Origin of the sequence: Arthrobacter sp. NPDC057388, assembly GCF_042668165.1 — a bacterium.
Taxonomy (GTDB): Bacteria; Actinomycetota; Actinomycetes; order Actinomycetales; family Micrococcaceae; genus Arthrobacter.
The window spans coordinates 32227-51222 of the sequence record NZ_JBHVBL010000034.1; the positions used below are offsets into that span (position 1 = coordinate 32227).

Consider the following 18996-nt stretch of genomic DNA (forward strand, 5'->3'; position numbering starts at 1 on the left):
CCCAGCCGTTTCCGCCGCTTGCCATGAAGGCTGCGGGCTTGAGTCCACGCGGTGTATCCGCCGCCAGCATATGCCGGTTAGCGCCGGCGCTGCCACTCACCGTCGTACCCTGCAGGACGGAATCCCAGGGCCACGTTGATCGCGAGCATATGGTCGTTCTCCGCCGCGTTAAAGGTCAGGACGCGTTCCACTTCCGGATGGTCCTCCTGCAGGCGGCGGAGGTTGAGCACCTTGACCAGCATGCCCAGCCGGTTCCCGCGGTGCGACTTGGCCACCAGGGTGTCGTCCTGTTCCGCCAGCCACGGTTTTTCGCCCGAGTGCTGAAGCACCGAGTAGGCTGCCAGCTCGCCGCTCAGCCTGTGCCGGGCCACGGCCACCAGCGACTCCAGGCCGGTCCGCTTCCACTCGTGCTCGACATGCCGGACGCGCGCGGCGTCCCACACCTCGGCGTCGTAGTGCAGCGCCCCGGCAGGGGTGTCCGTGCTCATCCTGGACATGAGCACCGCCATCTGCTCCACGTATTCATCGGGGCAGCGGTCGGTCCAGCCAAGGATCTCGTACTGGTCGCCGGCAATACCGGCCGCCTCCCCTTCCAGGGCGTCCAGGAGACCTTCCGACGGCGGCATGTCCAGTGCGCTGAAACGCGTCACCTGCTCCAGTGTGTAACCGGCCGCAACGGCAAACCGGACTCCGCGGTCGGCGGCCGGCACAGCGCCGGTGCCCGTCCCGGGCTTCAGGATCCCGGGGCCGTCAAGGTCGAACACCGGCGCGTGCTCGGTGAAGGACTGCAGGGTGTTTCGCCCGTCGTCCGCCGCGAGCTCCTCGGCATGGCGCAGGAGGGTGCGGCCGATGCCGCGACCGCCGAATTCCTTGAGGACGTCCACCCGCAGGAACGCGTCCTGCAGGTTCTCTTTCTGCGGAAGCCTGATCCATGACCTCGCCACCATGCGCCCGTCCAGCCGAACGAAGAAGAGCCGGAGCTTCTCATAGTCGTCATCGCGCCACGATTCGAGCCGGGCTTTGCGGGGCGCGGCGCGGTCCAGGTTGCCCCACAGCTCCAGCGCCAAGGCATCGCTGAGGTCGCTGAACTCGAGGAAATCGGCGGCATCGCGAGCATCGAGTGACGCAGGCAGGACCAGCGGCTCGATCCGGTAGGCGGGCGTCGTCACCGGATCAGCCTAGCCGCACCGTCCGGGGTACAACAGAGCCCGCGCCTCCGGTCGGAAGCAGGGCGCCTGGCTGGAGTTCCGGCGTCGCACTTCCCCCACCCCCCGCAGGGGCCGCCGCAAACGCCAAAAGGACCGGCCGGCAGATGCCGGACGGTCCTTTGGTGCTGGCCGGAGATCCGACCATGAGTTCGTGAGACTTACGCCTCGGTCAGAACCCGGGTGACGTTGGGGTCAACGGAGATGCCGGGACCGAAGGTGGTGGCAACCGTTGCCTTCTGGATGTAGCGGCCCTTGGAAGCGGACGGCTTCAGGCGGAGCACCTCTTCGAGGGCGGCGGCGTAGTTCTCGGCCAGCTTGACGGCGTCGAAGGAAACCTTGCCAATGATGAAGTGCAGGTTGGAGTGCTTGTCGACGCGGAAGTCGATCTTGCCGCCCTTGATGTCGTTGACAGCCTTGGTGACATCGGGGGTGACGGTGCCGGTCTTCGGGTTCGGCATCAGGTTACGCGGACCCAGGACCTTACCGAGGCGGCCAACCTTGCCCATGAGGTCAGGGGTGGCAACGGCTGCGTCGAAGTCGGTCCAGCCGCCGGCGATCTTCTCGATCAGGTCGTCGGAACCAACGAAGTCGGCGCCGGCAGCGATTGCTGCTTCGGCCTTCTCGCCCGTCGCGAACACGAGGACGCGGGCGGTCTTGCCGGTGCCGTGGGGCAGGTTGACCGTGCCGCGGACCATCTGGTCAGCCTTGCGGGGGTCAACGCCCAGCCGGAAGGCAACCTCAACGGTGGCGTCGAACTTGGACGGGTTGATGTCCTTGGCGAGCGTCACTGCCTCGAACGGCGCGTAGAGCTTCTCCGCGTCGATCTTGGCTGCGGCTGCCTCGTATGCTTTGCTGCGCTTTGCCATGCTGCTTATTTCTCCTTGTGCAGTTGTGGTCTGCGGACCGCGCTGGGCCCTGCCACAGCCAGCGTTCCGGCTGCTTGAGCCTTGCCGGATTGCTGACATTACGGTTTGTGCCGATTGTTCGGCAAATGGTGCCGGTATCCCGGCCGTGCTGTCCGGCGTCGTGCCCGGTTGCCCGGGACCGCCGCCGCATCAGCGGGGGAATTAACCCTCGACGGTGATGCCCATGGAGCGGGCGGTGCCGGCGATGATCTTCGCTGCGCCTTCGAGGCTGGTGGCGTTGAGGTCTTCCATCTTGGTGGAGGCGATCTCGTTGACCTGGGCCTGGGTCAGCTTGGCAACCTTGACGGTGTGCGGGGTCGAGGAACCCTTGGCAACGCCTGCAGCCTTCTTGATGAGCTCTGCAGCCGGCGGGGTCTTGGTGATGAACGTGAACGAACGGTCTTCGTAAACGGTGATTTCAACAGGAATAACGTTGCCGCGCTGGGCTTCCGTCGCAGCGTTGTACGCCTTGCAGAATTCCATGATGTTGACACCGTGCTGGCCAAGCGCAGGACCGATCGGCGGGGCCGGGTTAGCGGCACCTGCCTGGATCTGCAGCTTGATGAGGCCGGTGACCTTCTTCTTGGGAGCCAATGTAGGGTCCTTCTCTCAAATGCGTCCTGGGACACAGGAGCGTGCCTCAGGTGGTTGACCGCCATGGCGAGGCGGTCGGCCGTTCCGGACCAGCTAAAGCGGGCCGCTCCGGAACGAAATCTGTGGTGATCAGTTAGATCTTGGTGACCTGGTTGAAGGCCAGCGTGACCGGGGTCTCGCGTTCGAAGATGGACACCAGCACCACGAGGGTCTGGGAGTCCACCTTGATCTCGGAGATCGTTGCCGGAAGGGTCTCGAACGGGCCTTCCTTGACGATGACCGACTCGCCGACCTCGAAGTCGACGTTCACCGGGGCAGAAGGCTGCTTGGCCGGCTTGCCCTTCTCCGCCTGCTCCTCTTCGAAGACCGGGGCGAGCATGGAGAAGACCTCGTCGAGGCGCAGCGGCACGGGGTTGTGGGCGTTGCCCACAAAGCCGGTGACACCCGGGGTGTGGCGGACGGCACCCCAGGAGGCGTCGGTCAGGTCCATGCGGACCAGGACGTAGCCGGGGATGCGGACACGGTTGATGATCTTGCGCTGAGCGTTCTTGATCTCAACGACTTCCTCCATCGGAACCTGGATCTCGAAGATGTAATCTTCCATGTCCAGGGTCTGGATGCGGGTCTCCAGGTTGGCCTTGACGCGGTTTTCGTAACCGGCGTAGGAGTGGATGACGTACCAGTCACCCTCCTGGCGGCGCAGCTTGGACTTGAACTCTTCCGCGGGGTCGGTGGCCTTGGCGGCAGCAGCGGCCAGGACGTCAGTCCCTTCGGCGCCTTCCTCGGCGTCCTCCCCGGTCACGTCGTCGGCGTCAGCGTCGGTCTCGGCGTCTGCCTCATCCTCGTAATCGGCGTCAGCCTCGTCGTCGGCGTCGAAATCGGCGTCGCCTTCGGAATCGGGCGCAGCAGACTCAACCTCGGAGCCCTCGGCGGCTTCAGCCGCAGGGTTCTGGGTTTCATCCAGCTCAGTCTCAGTTACCTCGAGCTCCTGCTCAGACACTTGGTCTCCTGCTTCCTCATTGCTAATTGCCTACTTAAATGGCTCAATTCCGCACACCCCGCAGCTCCTTGCCGATTCCGGCCGGGAGCCCACGCAGTCTGCGGACCGATCGCCTTAGCGGTCTGCGGCGCCTGTACCGCCGAAGACCCAGCTCACCGCCGTGCCGAACGCCAGGTCCAGCAGAGTGACGACCACCATCATGATGACTACGAAGACGAGCACCACGAGCGTGTAATTGATCAGTTCCTTGCGGGTGGGGGCGACGACCTTCTTCAGTTCGCCGATGACCTGGCGGATGAAGAGTGCGATGCGAGCGAAGAAGCCGGCCTTGGCGGCCTTCTTGGCAGGGCGGCCCTTGGAGCTGCTTGCAGCTGTTTCGGTCACCTGTTCCTCACTCATCCTCGCAAGTCGGATTACCCGGCTCTGAACTGAACCTTTGTTGCTGCGCTTGCTCCGGCTTTTCGCCGGAACAGCCTGCGCAGGGCAGACAGGACTCGAACCTGCAACCTGCGGTTTTGGAGACCGCTGCGCTACCAATTGCGCCACTACCCTATGGATCGAAAACCGATGCAGGCCGCACTTCCCCAAGGCCATCTGGGGCGCACGTCATCATCCGTGTTTTCAACACCGGAGAACCAGTCTACGCAACAACTGCGCTTACGTCGAACCGGACTCATTTCGGATCTTTTTCGGCTTCCGGATCCGTGCTCCACCGCAGTCACAAATCCGTGTTCCACCTCGAACGATCCGGTGAACAGCATAGAGTAGATTCCGTCGAATTCCACCATTCAGCTCTCCAGCTGCAAGCGAAGAACGGACCTGCCATGTCTGCCGCCCGCGTTTCCCAACGCATTTCCGCCATTGCCGAATCCGCCACCCTGGCTGTCGATGCCAAGGCCAAGGCGCTGAAGGCGGCCGGCCGGCCGGTGATTGGCTTCGGCGCAGGCGAGCCGGACTTTCCCACCCCGGACTACATCGTCCAGGCCGCCATCGAGGCCGCCAGCCAGCCGAAGTACCACCGCTACTCCCCCGCCGGCGGCCTGCCCGAGCTGAAGAAGGCCATCGCCGAGAAGACGTTCCGGGACTCCGGGTACAGGGTTGACGCTTCCCAGGTGCTGGTCACCAACGGCGGCAAGCAGGCGGTCTACAACACGTTCGCCACCCTCGTGGATCCGGGCGACGAAGTGATCGTCCCCACGCCGTTCTGGACCACCTACCCGGAGGCCATCCGCCTGGCCGGCGGCGTCCCCGTGGAGGTCTTCGCGGGCCCGGAGCAGGACTACCTGGTCACGGTGGAGCAGCTCGAAGCAGCCGTCACGGACCGCACCAAGATCCTGCTGTTCGTCTCGCCGTCGAACCCCACCGGCTCGGTCTACTCCCCCGAGCAGGTTGCTGAAATCGGAAAGTGGGCCGCGGCCAAGGGCCTGTGGGTGGTCACCGACGAGATCTACGAGCACCTGACCTACGACGGCGTGCCCTTCACTTCCATCGCCACCGCCGCCCCCGAACTGGGCGACAAGGTTGTGATCCTCAACGGTGTCGCCAAGACCTACGCGATGACCGGCTGGCGGGTGGGCTGGATGATCGGCCCCGCCGACGTCATCAAGGCCGCCACCAACCTCCAGTCGCACGCCACGTCCAACGTGTCCAACATCCCGCAGATTGCCGCGCTGGCCGCCGTCTCCGGGCCGCTGACCGCGGTAGACGAGATGAAGGTCGCTTTTGACCGCCGCCGGAAGGCCATCGTGGACGGGCTCAACGCGATTGAGGGCGTTGAATGCCCGACGCCGAAGGGCGCCTTCTACGTGTACGCGGACGTCCGCGGGCTGCTGGGTAAGGAATTCCCGACGGCAAACGGTCCGGTCCGGCCCGAAACTTCCGCTGCGCTGGCCGCGCTGATCCTCGACGAGGTGGAGGTCGCAGTGGTTCCCGGTGAGGCCTTTGGCCCGTCCGGCTACCTGCGACTCTCGTACGCCCTGGGTGACGAGGACCTCGCCACCGGCGTCGGCCGCCTGCAGGACTTCCTCGGCAAGGCCCAGTAGCCGGCACACACCGATCCTTCCTCAGCTTTTGCAGGAAACGCCCGGATCCTTCCTCACATCCTGCAGGAAATTCCCAAACGCTTCCGCACCAAAAAAATTATGGTGCGGGAGCGTTTGCGTTTGCGCGGCAGGATGTGAGGACGCGTTGCGGGAAAGACGGCAGAACGTGAGGACGCGTTGCGGGAAAGGCGGCAGGATGTGAGGACGCGTCGGGGCTATGCGGGTGGGGTTGGCGTTAGAGGAGGCGGCGTTCGGCGGCCCACTTGGTCAGTTCGTGCCGGCTTGAGAGCTGCAGCTTCCGAAGCACCGCCGAGACATGGGTTTCCACGGTTTTGATCGAGATGAAGAGCTCCTTGGCCACCTCCTTGTAGCTGTAGCCGCGGGCGATCAGCCGCATCACCTCGAGTTCACGGGCCGAGAGCTTGTCCAGTTCGTCGTCGGCGATGTCCGCCGGAGCGGTGCCAAACGCATCCAGGACAAATCCTGCCAGGCGCGGCGAGAACACGGCGTCCCCGCCGGCCACCCGGAACACGGCATCGGTGATTTCCGCACCCGAGATGGTCTTGGTGACATAGCCGCGTGCCCCGGCACGGATCACGGCCACCACGTCTTCGGCGGCATCGGACACGCTCAGTGCGAGGAAGCGGGTGGTTCCCAGGAGCGCCGCGGAACCCGCAATGACTTCCCGCCCTCCCCCGCCGCGGCCGCCGGGCAGGTGCACGTCCAGCAGCACGACGTCGGGCCGTTCTGACGCGATGACATCGATGGCCTGTTCGACGGTGCCGGCCTCACCGACCACCACCACGCTGGGGTCGAGGTCGGCTTTGAGGCCGGACCTGAAGATCGCGTGGTCGTCCACGATCACCACGCGTACCGTTCGTCCCGCCGTGCCTGCCGCCGTGCCTGTTCCGGCCGGTGTACTCATGACTTCCCTTCCCCGTTCTCCGCGGCATCGGCAGGCAGCCTGAGCCGCACCTCCGTGCCGTCCGGTCCGCTGTTGATTGTGGCGTTGCCGCCGTGCCGTTTCATCCGGCCAATGATCGATTCGCGCACGCCCAGCCTGTCGTGCGGAACGTTGTGCAGCTCGAAGCCCGGTCCCCGGTCCTTGACGAAGACTTCCGCGCCGCCGCCGGACACCTCCAGGTAGACGGAGACGGGACCGCCGCCGTGGCGGGCGGCGTTCAGCATGGCTTCGCGGCTGGCCTGGACCAGCGCCTCGTGGCGTTCGGTCATTTCCGTGTCGCCCACCGTCACGACGTCAACGGCGTGGCCGAGGCCGTCCTCGACCTCCGCGGCGGCGGCCTTGATCCGGTCCGAGAGCTGGCCGGCGTCGCGGGCGGAGTCCTTGAAGAGCCAGCCCCGCAACTCGCGCTCCTGCGCCCGGGCCAGCCGGACGACGTCGTGCTCGTTCCCGGCCCGGCGCTGGATCAGGGCCAGAGTCTGGAGCACGGAGTCGTGCAGGTGCGCGGCGATTTCGGCCCGCTCGGTCTCGCGCACGCGCCCGGCCCGCTCGGTTTCCAGGTCGCGCCAGAACTTCAGGCCCCACGGCAGCAGCACCAGCGCCACGCCGCCCAGCACGGCCACGGAGGCGAGCAGCGCGAGCCAGGTCTGCTGCCATGACCCCGATCCGGACACCATCACCAGGACACCGGCCACCACGAGCGCGAGGCCCGCAGCCAGGCGCGCCCAGCCGCCGGCCTGGTCCGCCTTGGTCTTGTCCACGAGTCCGGCCCGCCGGGTTTCATCCAGCTGCATCCAGGCGATCGCGGCACCGCCAAGGATCGCCGCTGCCGGGATCAGCGTGCCGAGCGGCACCTCCACGCCCAGCAGCCTGGCAATCAGGATCGCGGCGACCAGCAGGAGCCCGGCGCCCAGCAGGATCTCCTTGCCGTAGCGCATGCTCCGGATCCGGAACCATGCACCTGACCCGGCACCAGCGGCCGGTTCCGCGGGCTGGGAGGCGGTGCCGGCGTCGTACTCCCCCACGTTCGGAGGAGGGACGGCCGGTGCGGGAAGACTGAGCGGTGAAGGCGCGGGGGCCTGCCCCGGCTGCAGGGATGCAGGCGGCAGGCTTACGGCGGGGGCAATGGGCGACGCCGGGCGGCGGGCATTGCGCTTGGCGTTCTCGTCCGCGGTGGGAACCATGATCCACAGCCAGGCGTAGAACGCGAGCCCCGCGCCGCCGGCGAAGGCTGCCACCACCATTCCGATCCGGACCATGCGCACCGGCCACCCGAGATGAACCGCCAGGCCGGAGCAGACACCGGCGATCACGCGGTCGCTGCTGCGGACCAGGGGAGGGCGGACAGGGGCAGTGCTCATGCATCAATCCAAACACGTTTCAGGGTTCCCGCCGCCCCGTCTGAGGGTGAACCCGGGGTAAGTCAGGGGCGGCTCAGGGTGTTCCCCAATAGAGGACTGACCAGCGCAAACGGCAGTATCGAGGGATGAACTCGCAGAACCCCAACCCCAATGAAGGACAACAGCCCGCCAGGCCGTCCGAGGCCAGCGCCGGCCAGGAACCGGAGCACGCACCTCATGCCTCCGGGGAGCCGGAGAACCCCACAGCCGAGGACAACTCCACCCCGCCGGAGAACCCCACGGAGCCGCTGTTTGCGCCGCCCGCCGGAACCCACGTTGGGCCCGCCTACGGTGCCCCCTCCTCCGGTGCCCCTTCCTCCGGTGGCGGCGACTCCGGGACCGCCCAGCCGCTGAACTTCTTCGACTGGATCCGCAGCCACGGCGTGCACCGGGGACGGGACCGCTGGATCGGCGGCGTCTCAAGCGGCATTGCGGAACGGATGGGCATCGATCCGCTGATCGTGCGCGGCATCTTCATCGTGCTGACGCTGTTCGCAGGCATCGGCGTCCTCCTGTACGGCCTCGGCTGGGCCCTGCTGCCCGAGCCCGACGGCCGGATCCACACCCAGGAGGCGGGGGCCGGGCGCTGGAGCACCGGAATGACGGGCGCCCTCATCACCTCGATCGTCGGCCTCACCGGCATGGGCGGCGGCTTCTGGGGGTGGGGCCACGACGGCTTTGGCTTCTTCTGGGCTCTGTTCTGGATCGGCGGGGTGATCTACCTCGTCTACTACCTGACCCAGCGCAACAAGAACCGCAGCGGTGCACCAATGGACAGCGCCGGCACGGGTCGGGCAGCCTATGGCTACGCAGGCTCCGGGTACACAGGCTCGGGGTACACAGGCTCCGGCAGCCCGGCGGCGACTGCGGCCGCACCCTCCTTTGCTGCCGGCAGCCACCCGCCAACCCAGCCCTACACGGTACCGCCGACGCCGGACGCCATCCCCTCCTACGGCCCCAGTGAACCCTACGGTTCCAAAGCAAGTTCCAGCGCACGCTACGGCGCCACCACCCCCACGGGCGTTCATGGCGGCGGCCTCCCGCCGCGCCGGCCCGCTCCCGTTCCTGCTCCGGTTCCGGCATCCAAGCCGAGGCCTGGCGGCCCGGGCGCACCGGCCGTAGCCGTCACCGCCGGACTGGCGCTGCTGGCCGGCGGTGCACTGAAAGCGCTCGACGCCGGCAACCTGATTGAGCTGGGCAGTTCGGCGAACGCTGTGGTCTGGGCAGCCGGTGCCGCGGTCCTGGGCCTCGGTATCCTGCTCGCCGGCCTGCGCGGCAGGACGTCGGGTGCCCTCGGGTTCTTCGCAGTGGTGGCACTGATTGTCGGCGGCATCTTCAGCGCGGTGCCCAACGGCGACCGCTTCCGCTTCCAGGACGCGGACTGGAACCCCGTCACCATCGAACAGGCCCGCCAAGGTTTCCAGATCACCGGAGGCCGCGGAACTGTGGACCTGACCGGCCTGAACCTGAACCCGCCCCTGGGCACCGACGTCGTGATTCCCCTCGACGCCACCGCAAGCAATGTGACCGTTGTCATTCCGAGCACCGTGCCGGTGGATGTCCGGGCCGACATGACCCTGGGCAACCTGAACGAGGGCACGGGCAGCCGCGGCGGCATCACCTCGCGGCAAAGCAGCTACAACTCGGACAAGCCGGGCGCCCGGCTGATCCTGCAGATCGACGGCACGGTCAGCAACGTCACTATCCAGGAAGGAAACTGACATGAGCAGTTTTGAACCGTCCCCGGAACGCAACCCTGCATCCACAAGCCCCGCATCCACCCCGTCCGCCGCGTCCGTCCCGTCCGCACCGTCCGCCGCGGACAACGACAATCCGGCCGAATCCCCGGCCCGGGTAGGCACCATCGTCTGGGGCCTGGTGGTCCTCGCCCTCGCCGTCCTGATTGTCATCTCCCAGCTCGGCATCGTGGTCCTGAACGGGACGTATGTGCTGATCGGCCTGATGATCGGGGCGGGCGCAGCACTGGTGATCGGCGGGCTTCTGTCGGCACGAAAACGTGACAACAGCACAACAAACGGGAAGTCTTGAACCATGGATAAGTTCTTCAGCATTGTCAGGGGCCTCGGCCTGAAGCGCGGACCGCAGCGCTGGCTGGGCGGCGTGTGCGGCGGAATCGCCGAGAAGCTGAACGTGGACGTGGCTTTCGTCCGGATCGGTTTCCTCATCTTTTGCCTGCTGCCCGGCCCGGCTGTCGTGTTCTACCTGGCCGCATGGGTGATCCTGCCGGACCAGAACAACTCGATCCCGCTTGAATCCTTCCTCGGAAGGCGCGGCATCGGCCGCTAGCAGGCAGCCCCGGCGGGCAACCGCCGTCGCCCACTCAGAAGGTGCCCCCGTTCCCGCCGGAACGGGGGCACAGCGCTGTCCGGGCTACTGCCGGACCCGGCGCACGGACCTCACCCCGGGTGTAACCGTTTGTGTCCTACCCCACACTCCCCACTAGAATCTCTAATTGAGCTCAGCGTGGCGCTCTGCCCGTAAACCCCTTCGAACCAGGATTTGAGCCAAGAAAATGAAAATAGGAATCCTCACCAGCGGCGGCGACTGCCCCGGACTGAATGCCGTTATCCGCGGCGCCGTCCTCAAAGGCATCGCCATCCACGGCCACGAATTCGTGGGGTTCCTCGACGGTTGGCGCGGAGTGGTTGAGGGTGACATCATCCCCATTCCGCGTACGCTTGTCCGCGGTATCGCCAAGCAGGGCGGCACCATCCTGGGCACCTCACGCACCAACCCGTTTGAGAACGGCGGCGGCCCGGACGTCATCAAAGCCCATATGGACCGGCTGGGCATCGACGCCATCATCGCCATCGGCGGCGAAGGAACCCTCGCGGCCGCCAAGCGCCTCACCGACGCCGGCCTGAAGATCGTCGGTGTCCCCAAGACCGTGGACAACGACCTCGACGCCACCGACTACACCTTCGGCTTCGACACCGCGGTGCAGATCGCCACCGAGGCCATCGACCGGCTCCGCACCACCGGCGAGTCCCACCACCGCTGCATGATCGCCGAGGTCATGGGCCGCCACGTCGGCTGGATCGCCCTGCACGCCGGCATGGCCGCAGGCGCCCACGCCATCCTCATCCCGGAGCAGAAAGTCAGCATCGAGCAGATCACCAAATGGGTGACGGAGGCCCACGACCGCGGCCGCGCACCGCTGGTGGTGGTGGCCGAGGGCTTCGTCCCGGAGCACATGGAGAGCCCGCACTCCGAGCGCGGCCTGGACACCTTCGGACGTCCCCGGCTCGGCGGCATCGCCGACCAGCTCGCCCCCGAAATCGAGGCCCGGACCGGCATCGAAACCCGCGCCACCATCCTGGGCCACATCCAGCGCGGCGGCGTCCCGTCCGCCTTCGACCGCGTCCTGGCCACCCGCCTCGGCATGGCCGCCATCGACTCCGTGACCGAGGGCCGGTGGGGCACCATGGTGTCGCTGAACGGCACCGACATTGACCACGTTGGCTTCGAAGCCGCCCTCGGCAAGCTCAAGACGGTCCCGCAGCACCGCTACGACGAGGCCGCGGTCCTCTTCGGCTGAGCCCTGAAACTCTGCCCCGCACCCGCGCGAACTGACAGATAATGCCCTGTTTTTGCTTTTTTGAGGGCATTATCTGCCAGTTCGCGCTGTCGGTAGGCTGGGATTATGAGTCTTGACCCCGGATCCGCCGCCATCATCCAGCTTGCCTGGGCGCGCCGCCTGGGGCTCGACGACGGCGCCTTCGCCCGCGCGCTGGAAACCGGCGAGCGGATCACGCGGGTTGACGAGTCCGCGCGCTCGGTGGAGTTCGTGCGCCTGTTCGGCAGCTCGGCCCTGGTGGGCCCGCAGTGGGCGCTGGACGCCGCGGCCGGCATTACCGATGAGGAGATGGCCCAGCACGTCACCCTGCTGACGATCACCCGCCGGCACGGCGGGCACGGGCAGGGCTCGGCCGCGCTCTTCTTCGCCGACGACCTGCCGCTGCTGCAGCCGGCAGAGGAGCTGACGGTGTCGCACGGCAACCCGGAGGCCATTGAACTGGAGGGACTGTGCCCGCCCGATGATGTGAACGAGGTGGGCCTGTCCGACCTCGAGAACCGCTACACCATCATTCACGACGACGAGGGGCAGCGCGTGCCGGTGGCCTGCGGCGCCTACTCAGAATGGGAAGGCATCCTCGCCCACATGGGCGTTCTCGTGGCCCCGGAATGGCGGCGCCGTGGGCTGGGATCACTCGCCGCCTCGGTGGCCGCCCACGAGGCACTGGCTGCCGGGCTGACGCTGCAGTGGCGGACCGACGTCAGCAACAAGGGCTCGCTGGCCACGGCACGCAGCCTGGGCTTTTCCACCGGCGGCATCCAGACCAGCGTGCTGCTCGGCTAGCCCCGTCAGCGGGTGGTCGCCTCCGCGTCCTGGCCGGCAGCCGGCTGCTGACCGTCCCAGCCCTGGACCGGCTTGGGCTTGGCAAAGAACACTGCCACCGCAGCGCCGAGCACAATCACCGCCGCAGGCAGCAGGATCGACTGGCCCATCGCCGTCGAGAAGCCGTCATGGAGGGCGGCTGGCAGCTGGCCGCCGAAGCCGCCCGCCTCACCCGAGCCGCCGGGAGTCCCGGCGGGCGCCGCCGGAAGTTCAGCTGTGAGCCGTGCCTGCATGAGGACCGCGATGGCGGCGCTGCCAAGGACCGCGCCGATCTGCCGCGTGGTGTTGTAGACGCCGGCGCCGGCCCCCGCCTGCCGCATCGGCAGGTTGCGCGTGGCGGTGGAGCTCAGGGGTGCCCAGATGCCTGCATTTGCGAAGCCGAGCACTGCGCTGGGAAGGAGGAACAGCCACACCGGGGTGTCCGGATGCATGAGCGCCGAATCCCAGAACAGCGCCAGGGCCATGAGCAGCAGACCGGCGGACGTGATGTATTTGGGGTTCACCCGGTCGATGATCCTGCCCACCAGAGGCGCCAGCCCGCCGGAAATCAGCGCCATCGGAGCCATCATCAGCGCGGACTGAGTAGGCGTCATGTCCCGCACGATCTGGTAGTAGAAAATGAGCGGCAGCCCGAAGGCGGTGACCGTGAATCCCACGGTGGTGATCCCGATGTTCGCCAGTGAAAAGTTGCGGTCCCTGAAAAGGGCCAGCGGGAGCAGGGGTTCGCCCTTGTTGGCCGCCTGCCAGCCAACGAAGAGGGCCAGCACCACGATGCCGCTGATGATCAGGCCCCACACGGTCACGGGCCCGGTGATGGTGCCCCAGTCGTACGTCTCGCCTTCCTGGATGCCGAACACCAGCAGGAAAAGCCCGACGGCGCTGAGCACCACGCCGGGGATGTCGAACCGGTGCGGGTGGGTGGTCAGGGACGGAACGAAGCGCCAGGCGAGGATGAAGCCCACGATTCCGATGGGCACGTTGATGAAGAAGATCCATTCCCAGCCCAGGCCGTCCACGAGGACGCCGCCCAGGATGGGACCCACGAGCGTGGCCACCCCGGCGGTGGCGCCCCACAGGCCCATCGCGGCGCCGCGCCCGTCCGGCGGGAAGATCCTGGTGATCACGGCCATGGTCTGCGGAGCCATCAGCGCCGCCCCAAGGCCCTGCAGGACGCGGGCGGCGATGAGCATTCCCACAGTGCCGGACAGGCCACAGCCCAGGGATGCCAGGGTGAACACCACCAGGCCGGCGAGGTACAGCCGCTTCGGGCCGAACCTGTCGCCGAGCCTGCCGGTGATCAGCAACGGCACCGCGTAGGCCAGCAGATAGGCGCTGGTGACCCAGATGACGGCGTTGATGTCCGTGTCCAGCCCCTCCATGATCCGCGGGTTGGCGACCGAAACGATCGTGGTGTCGATCAGGATCATGAAGAACCCGATGACGAGGGACCAGAGTGCGGGCCACGGCCTGCTGACGCTCTCCAAAGACTTAGCCCAGCAATTCCAGGATGTCGTCGCGGGCGAACATCCGGGCGGCATCACGTGCCGAGGGGGAACCGGCGTCGGGATCTGCCCCCGCGTCAACCAGTGCCCGGACGACGTCCGGGTAGCCCTTGAACACGGCACCTGCCAGTGGAGTCTGCCCACGGTCGTTGGCCGCATTGGCATCGCCGCCGTGGTGCAGGATGAGCTGCACCGTCTCCGCGTGCCCGTGGTACGCCGCGAGCATGACCAGCGAGTCACCGGCATGGTTGGTCAGCGTGGCCGGGGCGCCTGCGTTGAGGTAGCTGCGCAGCATCTCGGTGTCACCCTTGCGGGCGGCGTCCAGGAGGGTTCGCGCCAATTCAAGGGTTTCCTCATCGGGCTGCTGGGTTGCTGGCTGCTGCGTTGCAGGCTGCCCTGCAGCCCCGGCTGCGGACGCGGTGGAATCTGTCATCTGTGGGTCCCCCTCAGGAATCCTGTCTGCCTTCCGACGACCTGGCCGGCGTCGGGCGCCACGATCACTTCCTGCGCGGCTGTGTACGGTTCATCACCGTCCATAACGGTCAGTATTTCATCCGGCGCGACCGAACGCTTGATGACTGCCAGCGCGATGGGTCCCATCTCGTAGTGCTGCGCCACGGACGTCACGGTGCCCACCTTGCGCTCCCCCGCCCGGACTTCGCTGCCGGGTGCCGGCATGGTGTGCTGCGATCCGTCGAGCTGCAGGAACACGAGCCGCCGCGGCGGGTGCCCCAGGTTGTGCACGCGGGCGATGGTTTCCTGGCCCTTGTAGCAGCCCTTGGCCAGGTGCACGGCGGTGCGGAGCAGGTCCAGTTCGTGCGGAATCGTCTTGTCGTCCGTTTCGGCCCCGAGCCGCGGACGCCAGGCGGCAACGCGGAGAGCCTCGGCGGAGAGGACGCCGGCGAGCTTGCGGCCCCCCACCGTCTGCTCAAGCTCTGCCGCCGGCACGAGGTACTCGAACCAGGGCCGCTCGGCGCCTGGGTGGGTCTCCTCCGGGACCACGGCGTAGGAGTAGCCGCCGGCGCCGACGTGCGGCCAAGGGTCCTCCCACACGAGCAGTCCGGACCATTCGGGCACGGCCCTGGTGGACCCCACCACCGCCCATTCGGCGGACACGTCCGCAACCTCAACGCGGAGCATGAACTTCATCTTGGTCAGCCACTCGGCCAGGGGCGCCGCTTCGGCGGCCTCCACGATCAGCCAGGTGGTCCCGCCGTCGTCCACTACGCGCGCATCAAACTCAATCCGGCCCTGCACGCTCAGGAGCAGCAGCTCGCTGGATTCACGGGGCTGGAGGTTGGTGACCTGCTGGGAGGACAGCGTGTTGAGCCAGCTCAGGCGGTCCGGTCCGGTGACCGTCACCACGCCGCGGTGGGAAAGATCGACGACGGCGGTTCCGGCCGCCAGGGCGCGCTGCTCCCGCAGCGGTTCGCCGTAGTGGGATGCGACGCCGGCGTCGGCGCCGCCCGCTTCAACGGCGCCAGGGCGCGACAACAGAGGGCTCTTGGTAGTCATATGAAGAGGAACGTCCTTGGCTGGGAGGGTATTCCGGCCACCTAGCGGTATTCCGGGTTTTCGAAACCGAACGTGGTTCCGGCCTTCCATTCTTCCGGAAGGTTGCCGTACGCGGGAATCCCGCCGGCGTCCTTGAGGGTCCGGGCCAGATGCAGCAGGTTCCACGTCATGAAGGTGGTGTTCCGGTTGGTAAAGTCGCTCTCCGGACCGCCCGAGCCCTCATCCAGGTAGCTGGGCCCCGGCCCGACGGGGCCGATCCAGCCGGCATCGGCCTGCGGCGGGATGGTGAACCCGATGTGCTGCAGGCTGTAGAGGACGTTCATGGAACAGTGCTTGATCCCGTCCTCGTTGCCGGTGATCAGGCAGCCGCCCACCTTGGGGTAATACGCCCACTGCCCCTTCTCGTTGAGCTGGCCCGAGTGGGCGTAAAGCCGCTCGATGAGCTTCTTGGTCTGCGAGGAGTTGTCACCCAGCCAGATGGGCCCGGCCACAATTACGATGTCCGCTTCCCTGACGGCAGGGTAAAGCTCCGGCCATTCATCGGTTGCCCAGCCGTGCTCGCGCATGTCCGGATACACGCCGCTGGCGATGTCGTGGTCGACGGTCCGGATAACCCGCGTGGCCACCCCCTGCTTCTCCATGATCAGCCGGCTCACCGTGATCAGGCCCTCGGTGTTGCTCTTCTCCGGCGACCGCTTGAGCGTGCCGTTGAAGTACAGGGCTTTGAGGTCGCTGTAGTCAGCCGGGGGCTGGGAATCATCCATCGGACACTCCATCGGGTTGCTGCGGACTCAGGCTGGGAGACCTGAGGCCAAGGTAGCCGAAGAGAGCGCCGGCGAACAGAGTGTTTGGAGAGAGGGGCTGCGGTCAGGAGACCTTTTTAAGGAACGCCGACGCGTGGGCCTCGAGGCCGTTGCCTGCCTCAGTTTTCGGTTCGCCGGCCGCGCCGGTTGCCGACGGGCTGCCGGTGGCCACGTCCCACCGCCACAGCAGGTTGCCCTCGACCAGACCGAAGATCCGGGTGGCGGCGCTGTAGTCCTTGGAGTGGCTTCCGCGCATCACCATATCGGTGCTGAGCTGGATCTGGGGGCCTTTGATCTGCCCGTAGTACAGCTCCGAAATGCCGCCCGGATGGCTGATTGACACGGAGATGTCGAAGCCGCCGTCCTTGTTGCGCAGGGCTTCGACCTCGTCGGCGCTTTTCAGTACCGGAACGATGTCGCCAGGCACCAGGCCGGGGCCGCTGTCGGCCTCCAGCTGCTTGCGCTCCAGGGCCCAAAATCCGGTCTCAACAGTGAGTGGCCGGAGCTTGGTGCCGTCTTCGTCCGTCAACCAGCTTTCCGCACGGTACTGCAGGTACGGCAGACCGTTATGGGTGAAGGAGACATGCTGCAAAAAGTGCTCTGAACCTTCATCGCCGGCCCCGAGCCGGCCACGGCCCTCCCACTCGCCGATGAGCCAGGAGAGGGGAACCAGTTCGGGGGTCAGGTCTGTAGGAATTTCAATAGGCACAGCCGCTACCTCTCGAAACCGTTAAGCAGGGTTCTACTTCTGTCCCTTGAACAGGCGGTAGACAACAAAGCCGGCAAACCAGGCCATGGACAGGCTCGCGACGCCGAGCAGGACAAGGAAGAAGATTTCAAATGCAATTACGGACATGATGCCATCCTAACCCGTCAGGAGATGAGTAGTTTGTCTATGAAGTAGGCGAGCGAACCGACCGCCGCAACCGGCGCCAGGCCCATGCCAAGGGCAGCGGGGAAGTTCAGCGGAGCGCCCCGGAGCGTCACCAGCCGGCGGAAGCTGACCAGTACCGCTCCAACCACCACTCCGAAGATGGCGGCGGGCAAAACGGCGATGTCGGAGAAGACCAGTCCGGCCAGCGGGCCGGCCAGTCCAGCGAGCGTGATGCCAATGGGCGCAATAATGCGGTCCGGCCAGCGGATCAGGCTCGCGAGCAGTGCGACGGCGGCACTGATGCCGGCCACCAGCACCATCTCCTTGACACCATTGAACCTGGCCCCGGCGATCCATCCCGAGCCCAGGCAGGAAAGCAGGACGCCCACGCAGCAGCCGAGCGTGGACTCAAGCCGCTGTGCCTGGCCGGTGCCGCGGACCACCTGGACCAGGAATACGGCGGTGACGCCCAGGGCGATGAAGCCGGGCGTCCAGTTCAGGTAGCCGGGAGCGGCTGCGAAGGTGGCGGCCACAGCCGAGCCGGCCCCTGTGAGTCCGATCACCGCAGCAAGGGTCTTCTTGGCCGGGATTCCCAGGTAGTGAGGCCAGCCAATGCCGATCCCCAGGGAAAAAATCACGGCCACCGCAAGGAGGACATCCGGAGTCCGGAAGACGCTGGCCACCAGCGTCGTGAGGCCCGCCAGGCCGACGACTTCAATGCTCCAGGACTGGAGCGTCCGGCCGGCAGAGGCCGGAGCACCCACTTCCGGGGCAGGCCGTGGCGTACTCATCTCGGACTCTGCACTCAAATCGCTGCGACCTCATCCTGGCTGTGCCGTTGACGGGCAGGGCTCGGCCCCCTGACGGATTCAATCCTGCCCTATATGACCGGCATATGTCGTAAACAAGGCGCGCGGGCGGAGCCAGCCAGTGTCCGTCCGGGGCCCGTTGGGTATACTCAAACATCAGCTCAGTCGCCCGACGATGCGCGGACAGCCCCTTGGAGGAATAATGTCGCACATCCTGTTACTGACCAACAGCACCGGGTCATCGGTGGACATTCTGCCTGCCCTGGAACTTTTGAACCACCGGGTGCACATCCTCCCGGCCGAACCCACGGCACTGCTCGAGACAGACCCCTGCGACATCGTCCTCCTGGACGCGCGCAAGGATCTCGTGGGCGCCCGGTCCCTCACCCAGCTCCTGAAGGCCACCGGCCTCAGCGCCCCCCTGGTGCTGATTCTCACGGAGGGCGGCATGGCGGCGGTTTCCTCCGCCTGGTCCGTCGATGACATCGTGCTCGATTCCGCCGGCCCCGCCGAAGTGGAGGCACGGATCCGGCTCTCGGTTGCGCGTGCCGTGCCGGAGCAGGAGGAGGCCCCCTCCGAAATCCGGGCGGCCGGCGTCATTATCGACGAAGCGAGCTACACGGCACGCGTCAACGGCGCGGCACTGAACCTGACCTTCAAGGAGTTCGAACTCCTGAAGTACCTGGCACAGCATCCCGGCCGGGTATTCACCCGCCAGCAGCTCCTCACCGAAGTCTGGGGCTACGACTACTACGGCGGCACCCGAACCGTTGACGTCCACGTGCGGCGGCTTCGCGCCAAGCTGGGCGCCGACCACGAAAACCTCATCAGCACCGTGCGCAACGTGGGCTACCGCCTCACGCTCATGCGCCAGCAGGAGGACGAACTCACCGAGGCATAGGCCTCCCGGCGGGAAGAAATACCGCCTGAAATGCAGAACGGCCCGGCTCACCAGAGCCGGGC

Annotated in this window: 20 protein-coding genes and 1 tRNA gene; 7 read left to right on the top strand and 14 right to left on the bottom strand. The window is 66.6% G+C overall.

Annotation, left to right across the window (positions count from 1 at the left end; translation table 11 throughout):
- Nucleotides 1-77 precede the first annotated feature (77 nt).
- From ACFUTU_RS15555 to ACFUTU_RS15580, 6 genes are all read right to left on the bottom strand, one after another.
- Nucleotides 78-1169: a GNAT family N-acetyltransferase gene (locus ACFUTU_RS15555; protein WP_377965780.1), complete on the bottom strand. Its 1092-nt coding sequence runs from the start codon at nucleotides 1167-1169 to the stop codon at nucleotides 78-80.
- Between the two features lie 197 nt (nucleotides 1170-1366).
- Nucleotides 1367-2074 carry a 50S ribosomal protein L1 gene (rplA, locus tag ACFUTU_RS15560; RefSeq protein ID WP_377965782.1) on the bottom strand — a complete coding sequence of 236 codons (708 nt, stop codon included), beginning with the start codon at nucleotides 2072-2074 and terminating at the stop codon, nucleotides 1367-1369.
- Between the two features lie 201 nt (nucleotides 2075-2275).
- The gene (gene rplK / locus ACFUTU_RS15565) at nucleotides 2276-2707 is read right to left on the bottom strand and encodes a 50S ribosomal protein L11 (RefSeq protein WP_018760472.1); all 432 of its coding nucleotides are present in this window, start codon (nucleotides 2705-2707) and stop codon (nucleotides 2276-2278) included.
- A gap of 133 nt (nucleotides 2708-2840) precedes the next feature.
- Nucleotides 2841-3707: a transcription termination/antitermination protein NusG gene (gene nusG / locus ACFUTU_RS15570; protein ID WP_377965784.1), complete on the bottom strand. Its 867-nt coding sequence runs from the start codon at nucleotides 3705-3707 to the stop codon at nucleotides 2841-2843.
- Between the two features lie 114 nt (nucleotides 3708-3821).
- Nucleotides 3822-4091: a preprotein translocase subunit SecE gene (gene secE / locus ACFUTU_RS15575; RefSeq protein ID WP_377965786.1), complete on the bottom strand. Its 270-nt coding sequence runs from the start codon at nucleotides 4089-4091 to the stop codon at nucleotides 3822-3824.
- Nucleotides 4092-4186: 95 nt separating this feature from the next.
- Nucleotides 4187-4259, bottom strand: a tRNA-Trp gene (locus ACFUTU_RS15580).
- A gap of 272 nt (nucleotides 4260-4531) precedes the next feature.
- On the opposite strand from ACFUTU_RS15580, the gene ACFUTU_RS15585 reads away from it, so the two are divergent.
- Complete coding sequence (locus ACFUTU_RS15585) at nucleotides 4532-5749, top strand: pyridoxal phosphate-dependent aminotransferase (RefSeq protein ID WP_377965788.1); 1218 nt, start codon at nucleotides 4532-4534, stop codon at nucleotides 5747-5749.
- A gap of 235 nt (nucleotides 5750-5984) precedes the next feature.
- Here the strand turns inward: ACFUTU_RS15585 and ACFUTU_RS15590 are convergent, their stop codons facing one another.
- Together ACFUTU_RS15590 and ACFUTU_RS15595 are read right to left on the bottom strand one after the other, a co-directional pair.
- Nucleotides 5985-6674: a LuxR C-terminal-related transcriptional regulator gene (locus tag ACFUTU_RS15590; RefSeq protein ID WP_377965790.1), complete on the bottom strand. Its 690-nt coding sequence runs from the start codon at nucleotides 6672-6674 to the stop codon at nucleotides 5985-5987.
- Complete coding sequence (locus ACFUTU_RS15595) at nucleotides 6671-8071, bottom strand: PspC domain-containing protein (RefSeq protein ID WP_377965792.1); 1401 nt, start codon at nucleotides 8069-8071, stop codon at nucleotides 6671-6673. Before ACFUTU_RS15595 ends, ACFUTU_RS15590 begins: the two co-directional genes overlap by 4 nt.
- Nucleotides 8072-8196: 125 nt before the next feature.
- Between ACFUTU_RS15595 and ACFUTU_RS15600 the strand changes: the two genes are divergently transcribed.
- From ACFUTU_RS15600 to ACFUTU_RS15620, 5 genes are all read left to right on the top strand, one after another.
- Nucleotides 8197-9831, top strand: coding sequence for a PspC domain-containing protein (locus ACFUTU_RS15600; protein ID WP_377965794.1), 1635 nt, complete (start codon nucleotides 8197-8199; stop codon nucleotides 9829-9831).
- Nucleotide 9832: 1 nt separating this feature from the next.
- The gene (locus ACFUTU_RS15605) at nucleotides 9833-10159 is read left to right on the top strand and encodes a hypothetical protein (RefSeq protein ID WP_377965796.1); all 327 of its coding nucleotides are present in this window, start codon (nucleotides 9833-9835) and stop codon (nucleotides 10157-10159) included.
- 3 nt (nucleotides 10160-10162) lie between these two features.
- Nucleotides 10163-10417 carry a PspC domain-containing protein gene (locus ACFUTU_RS15610; RefSeq protein ID WP_377965798.1) on the top strand — a complete coding sequence of 85 codons (255 nt, stop codon included), beginning with the start codon at nucleotides 10163-10165 and terminating at the stop codon, nucleotides 10415-10417.
- Between the two features lie 226 nt (nucleotides 10418-10643).
- Nucleotides 10644-11669 (top strand): ATP-dependent 6-phosphofructokinase, encoded by a 1026-nt coding sequence (locus ACFUTU_RS15615; RefSeq protein WP_377965800.1) that lies wholly within the window; start codon nucleotides 10644-10646, stop codon nucleotides 11667-11669.
- Between the two features lie 105 nt (nucleotides 11670-11774).
- Entirely contained in the window at nucleotides 11775-12491 is a 717-nt protein-coding gene (locus ACFUTU_RS15620; RefSeq protein ID WP_377965802.1) for a GNAT family N-acetyltransferase, read from the top strand.
- 5 nt (nucleotides 12492-12496) lie between these two features.
- On the opposite strand, the gene ACFUTU_RS15625 is transcribed toward ACFUTU_RS15620, so the two are convergent.
- The 6 genes from ACFUTU_RS15625 to ACFUTU_RS15650 form a co-directional block, all read right to left on the bottom strand.
- The gene (locus ACFUTU_RS15625) at nucleotides 12497-14014 is read right to left on the bottom strand and encodes a DHA2 family efflux MFS transporter permease subunit (protein ID WP_377965804.1); all 1518 of its coding nucleotides are present in this window, start codon (nucleotides 14012-14014) and stop codon (nucleotides 12497-12499) included.
- Nucleotides 14015-14018: 4 nt separating this feature from the next.
- The gene (locus ACFUTU_RS15630) at nucleotides 14019-14465 is read right to left on the bottom strand and encodes an ankyrin repeat domain-containing protein (protein ID WP_377965806.1); all 447 of its coding nucleotides are present in this window, start codon (nucleotides 14463-14465) and stop codon (nucleotides 14019-14021) included.
- On the bottom strand, nucleotides 14462-15547 hold the full coding sequence (locus tag ACFUTU_RS15635) for a YgfZ/GcvT domain-containing protein (RefSeq protein ID WP_377965808.1): 1086 nt from the start codon (nucleotides 15545-15547) through the stop codon (nucleotides 14462-14464). The genes ACFUTU_RS15630 and ACFUTU_RS15635 overlap by 4 nt, the downstream gene beginning before the upstream one ends.
- Before the next feature lie 41 nt (nucleotides 15548-15588).
- Nucleotides 15589-16311: a flavodoxin family protein gene (locus ACFUTU_RS15640; protein ID WP_377965810.1), complete on the bottom strand. Its 723-nt coding sequence runs from the start codon at nucleotides 16309-16311 to the stop codon at nucleotides 15589-15591.
- Between the two features lie 103 nt (nucleotides 16312-16414).
- Nucleotides 16415-17059: an FABP family protein gene (locus ACFUTU_RS15645; protein WP_377965812.1), complete on the bottom strand. Its 645-nt coding sequence runs from the start codon at nucleotides 17057-17059 to the stop codon at nucleotides 16415-16417.
- Nucleotides 17060-17223: 164 nt separating this feature from the next.
- Complete coding sequence (locus ACFUTU_RS15650) at nucleotides 17224-18015, bottom strand: permease (protein WP_377965814.1); 792 nt, start codon at nucleotides 18013-18015, stop codon at nucleotides 17224-17226.
- Nucleotides 18016-18235: 220 nt separating this feature from the next.
- Here ACFUTU_RS15650 and ACFUTU_RS15655 point away from each other — a divergent pair, with 220 nt between their 5' ends.
- Entirely contained in the window at nucleotides 18236-18934 is a 699-nt protein-coding gene (locus ACFUTU_RS15655; RefSeq protein WP_076801165.1) for a response regulator transcription factor, read from the top strand.
- Nucleotides 18935-18996 lie beyond the last annotated feature (62 nt).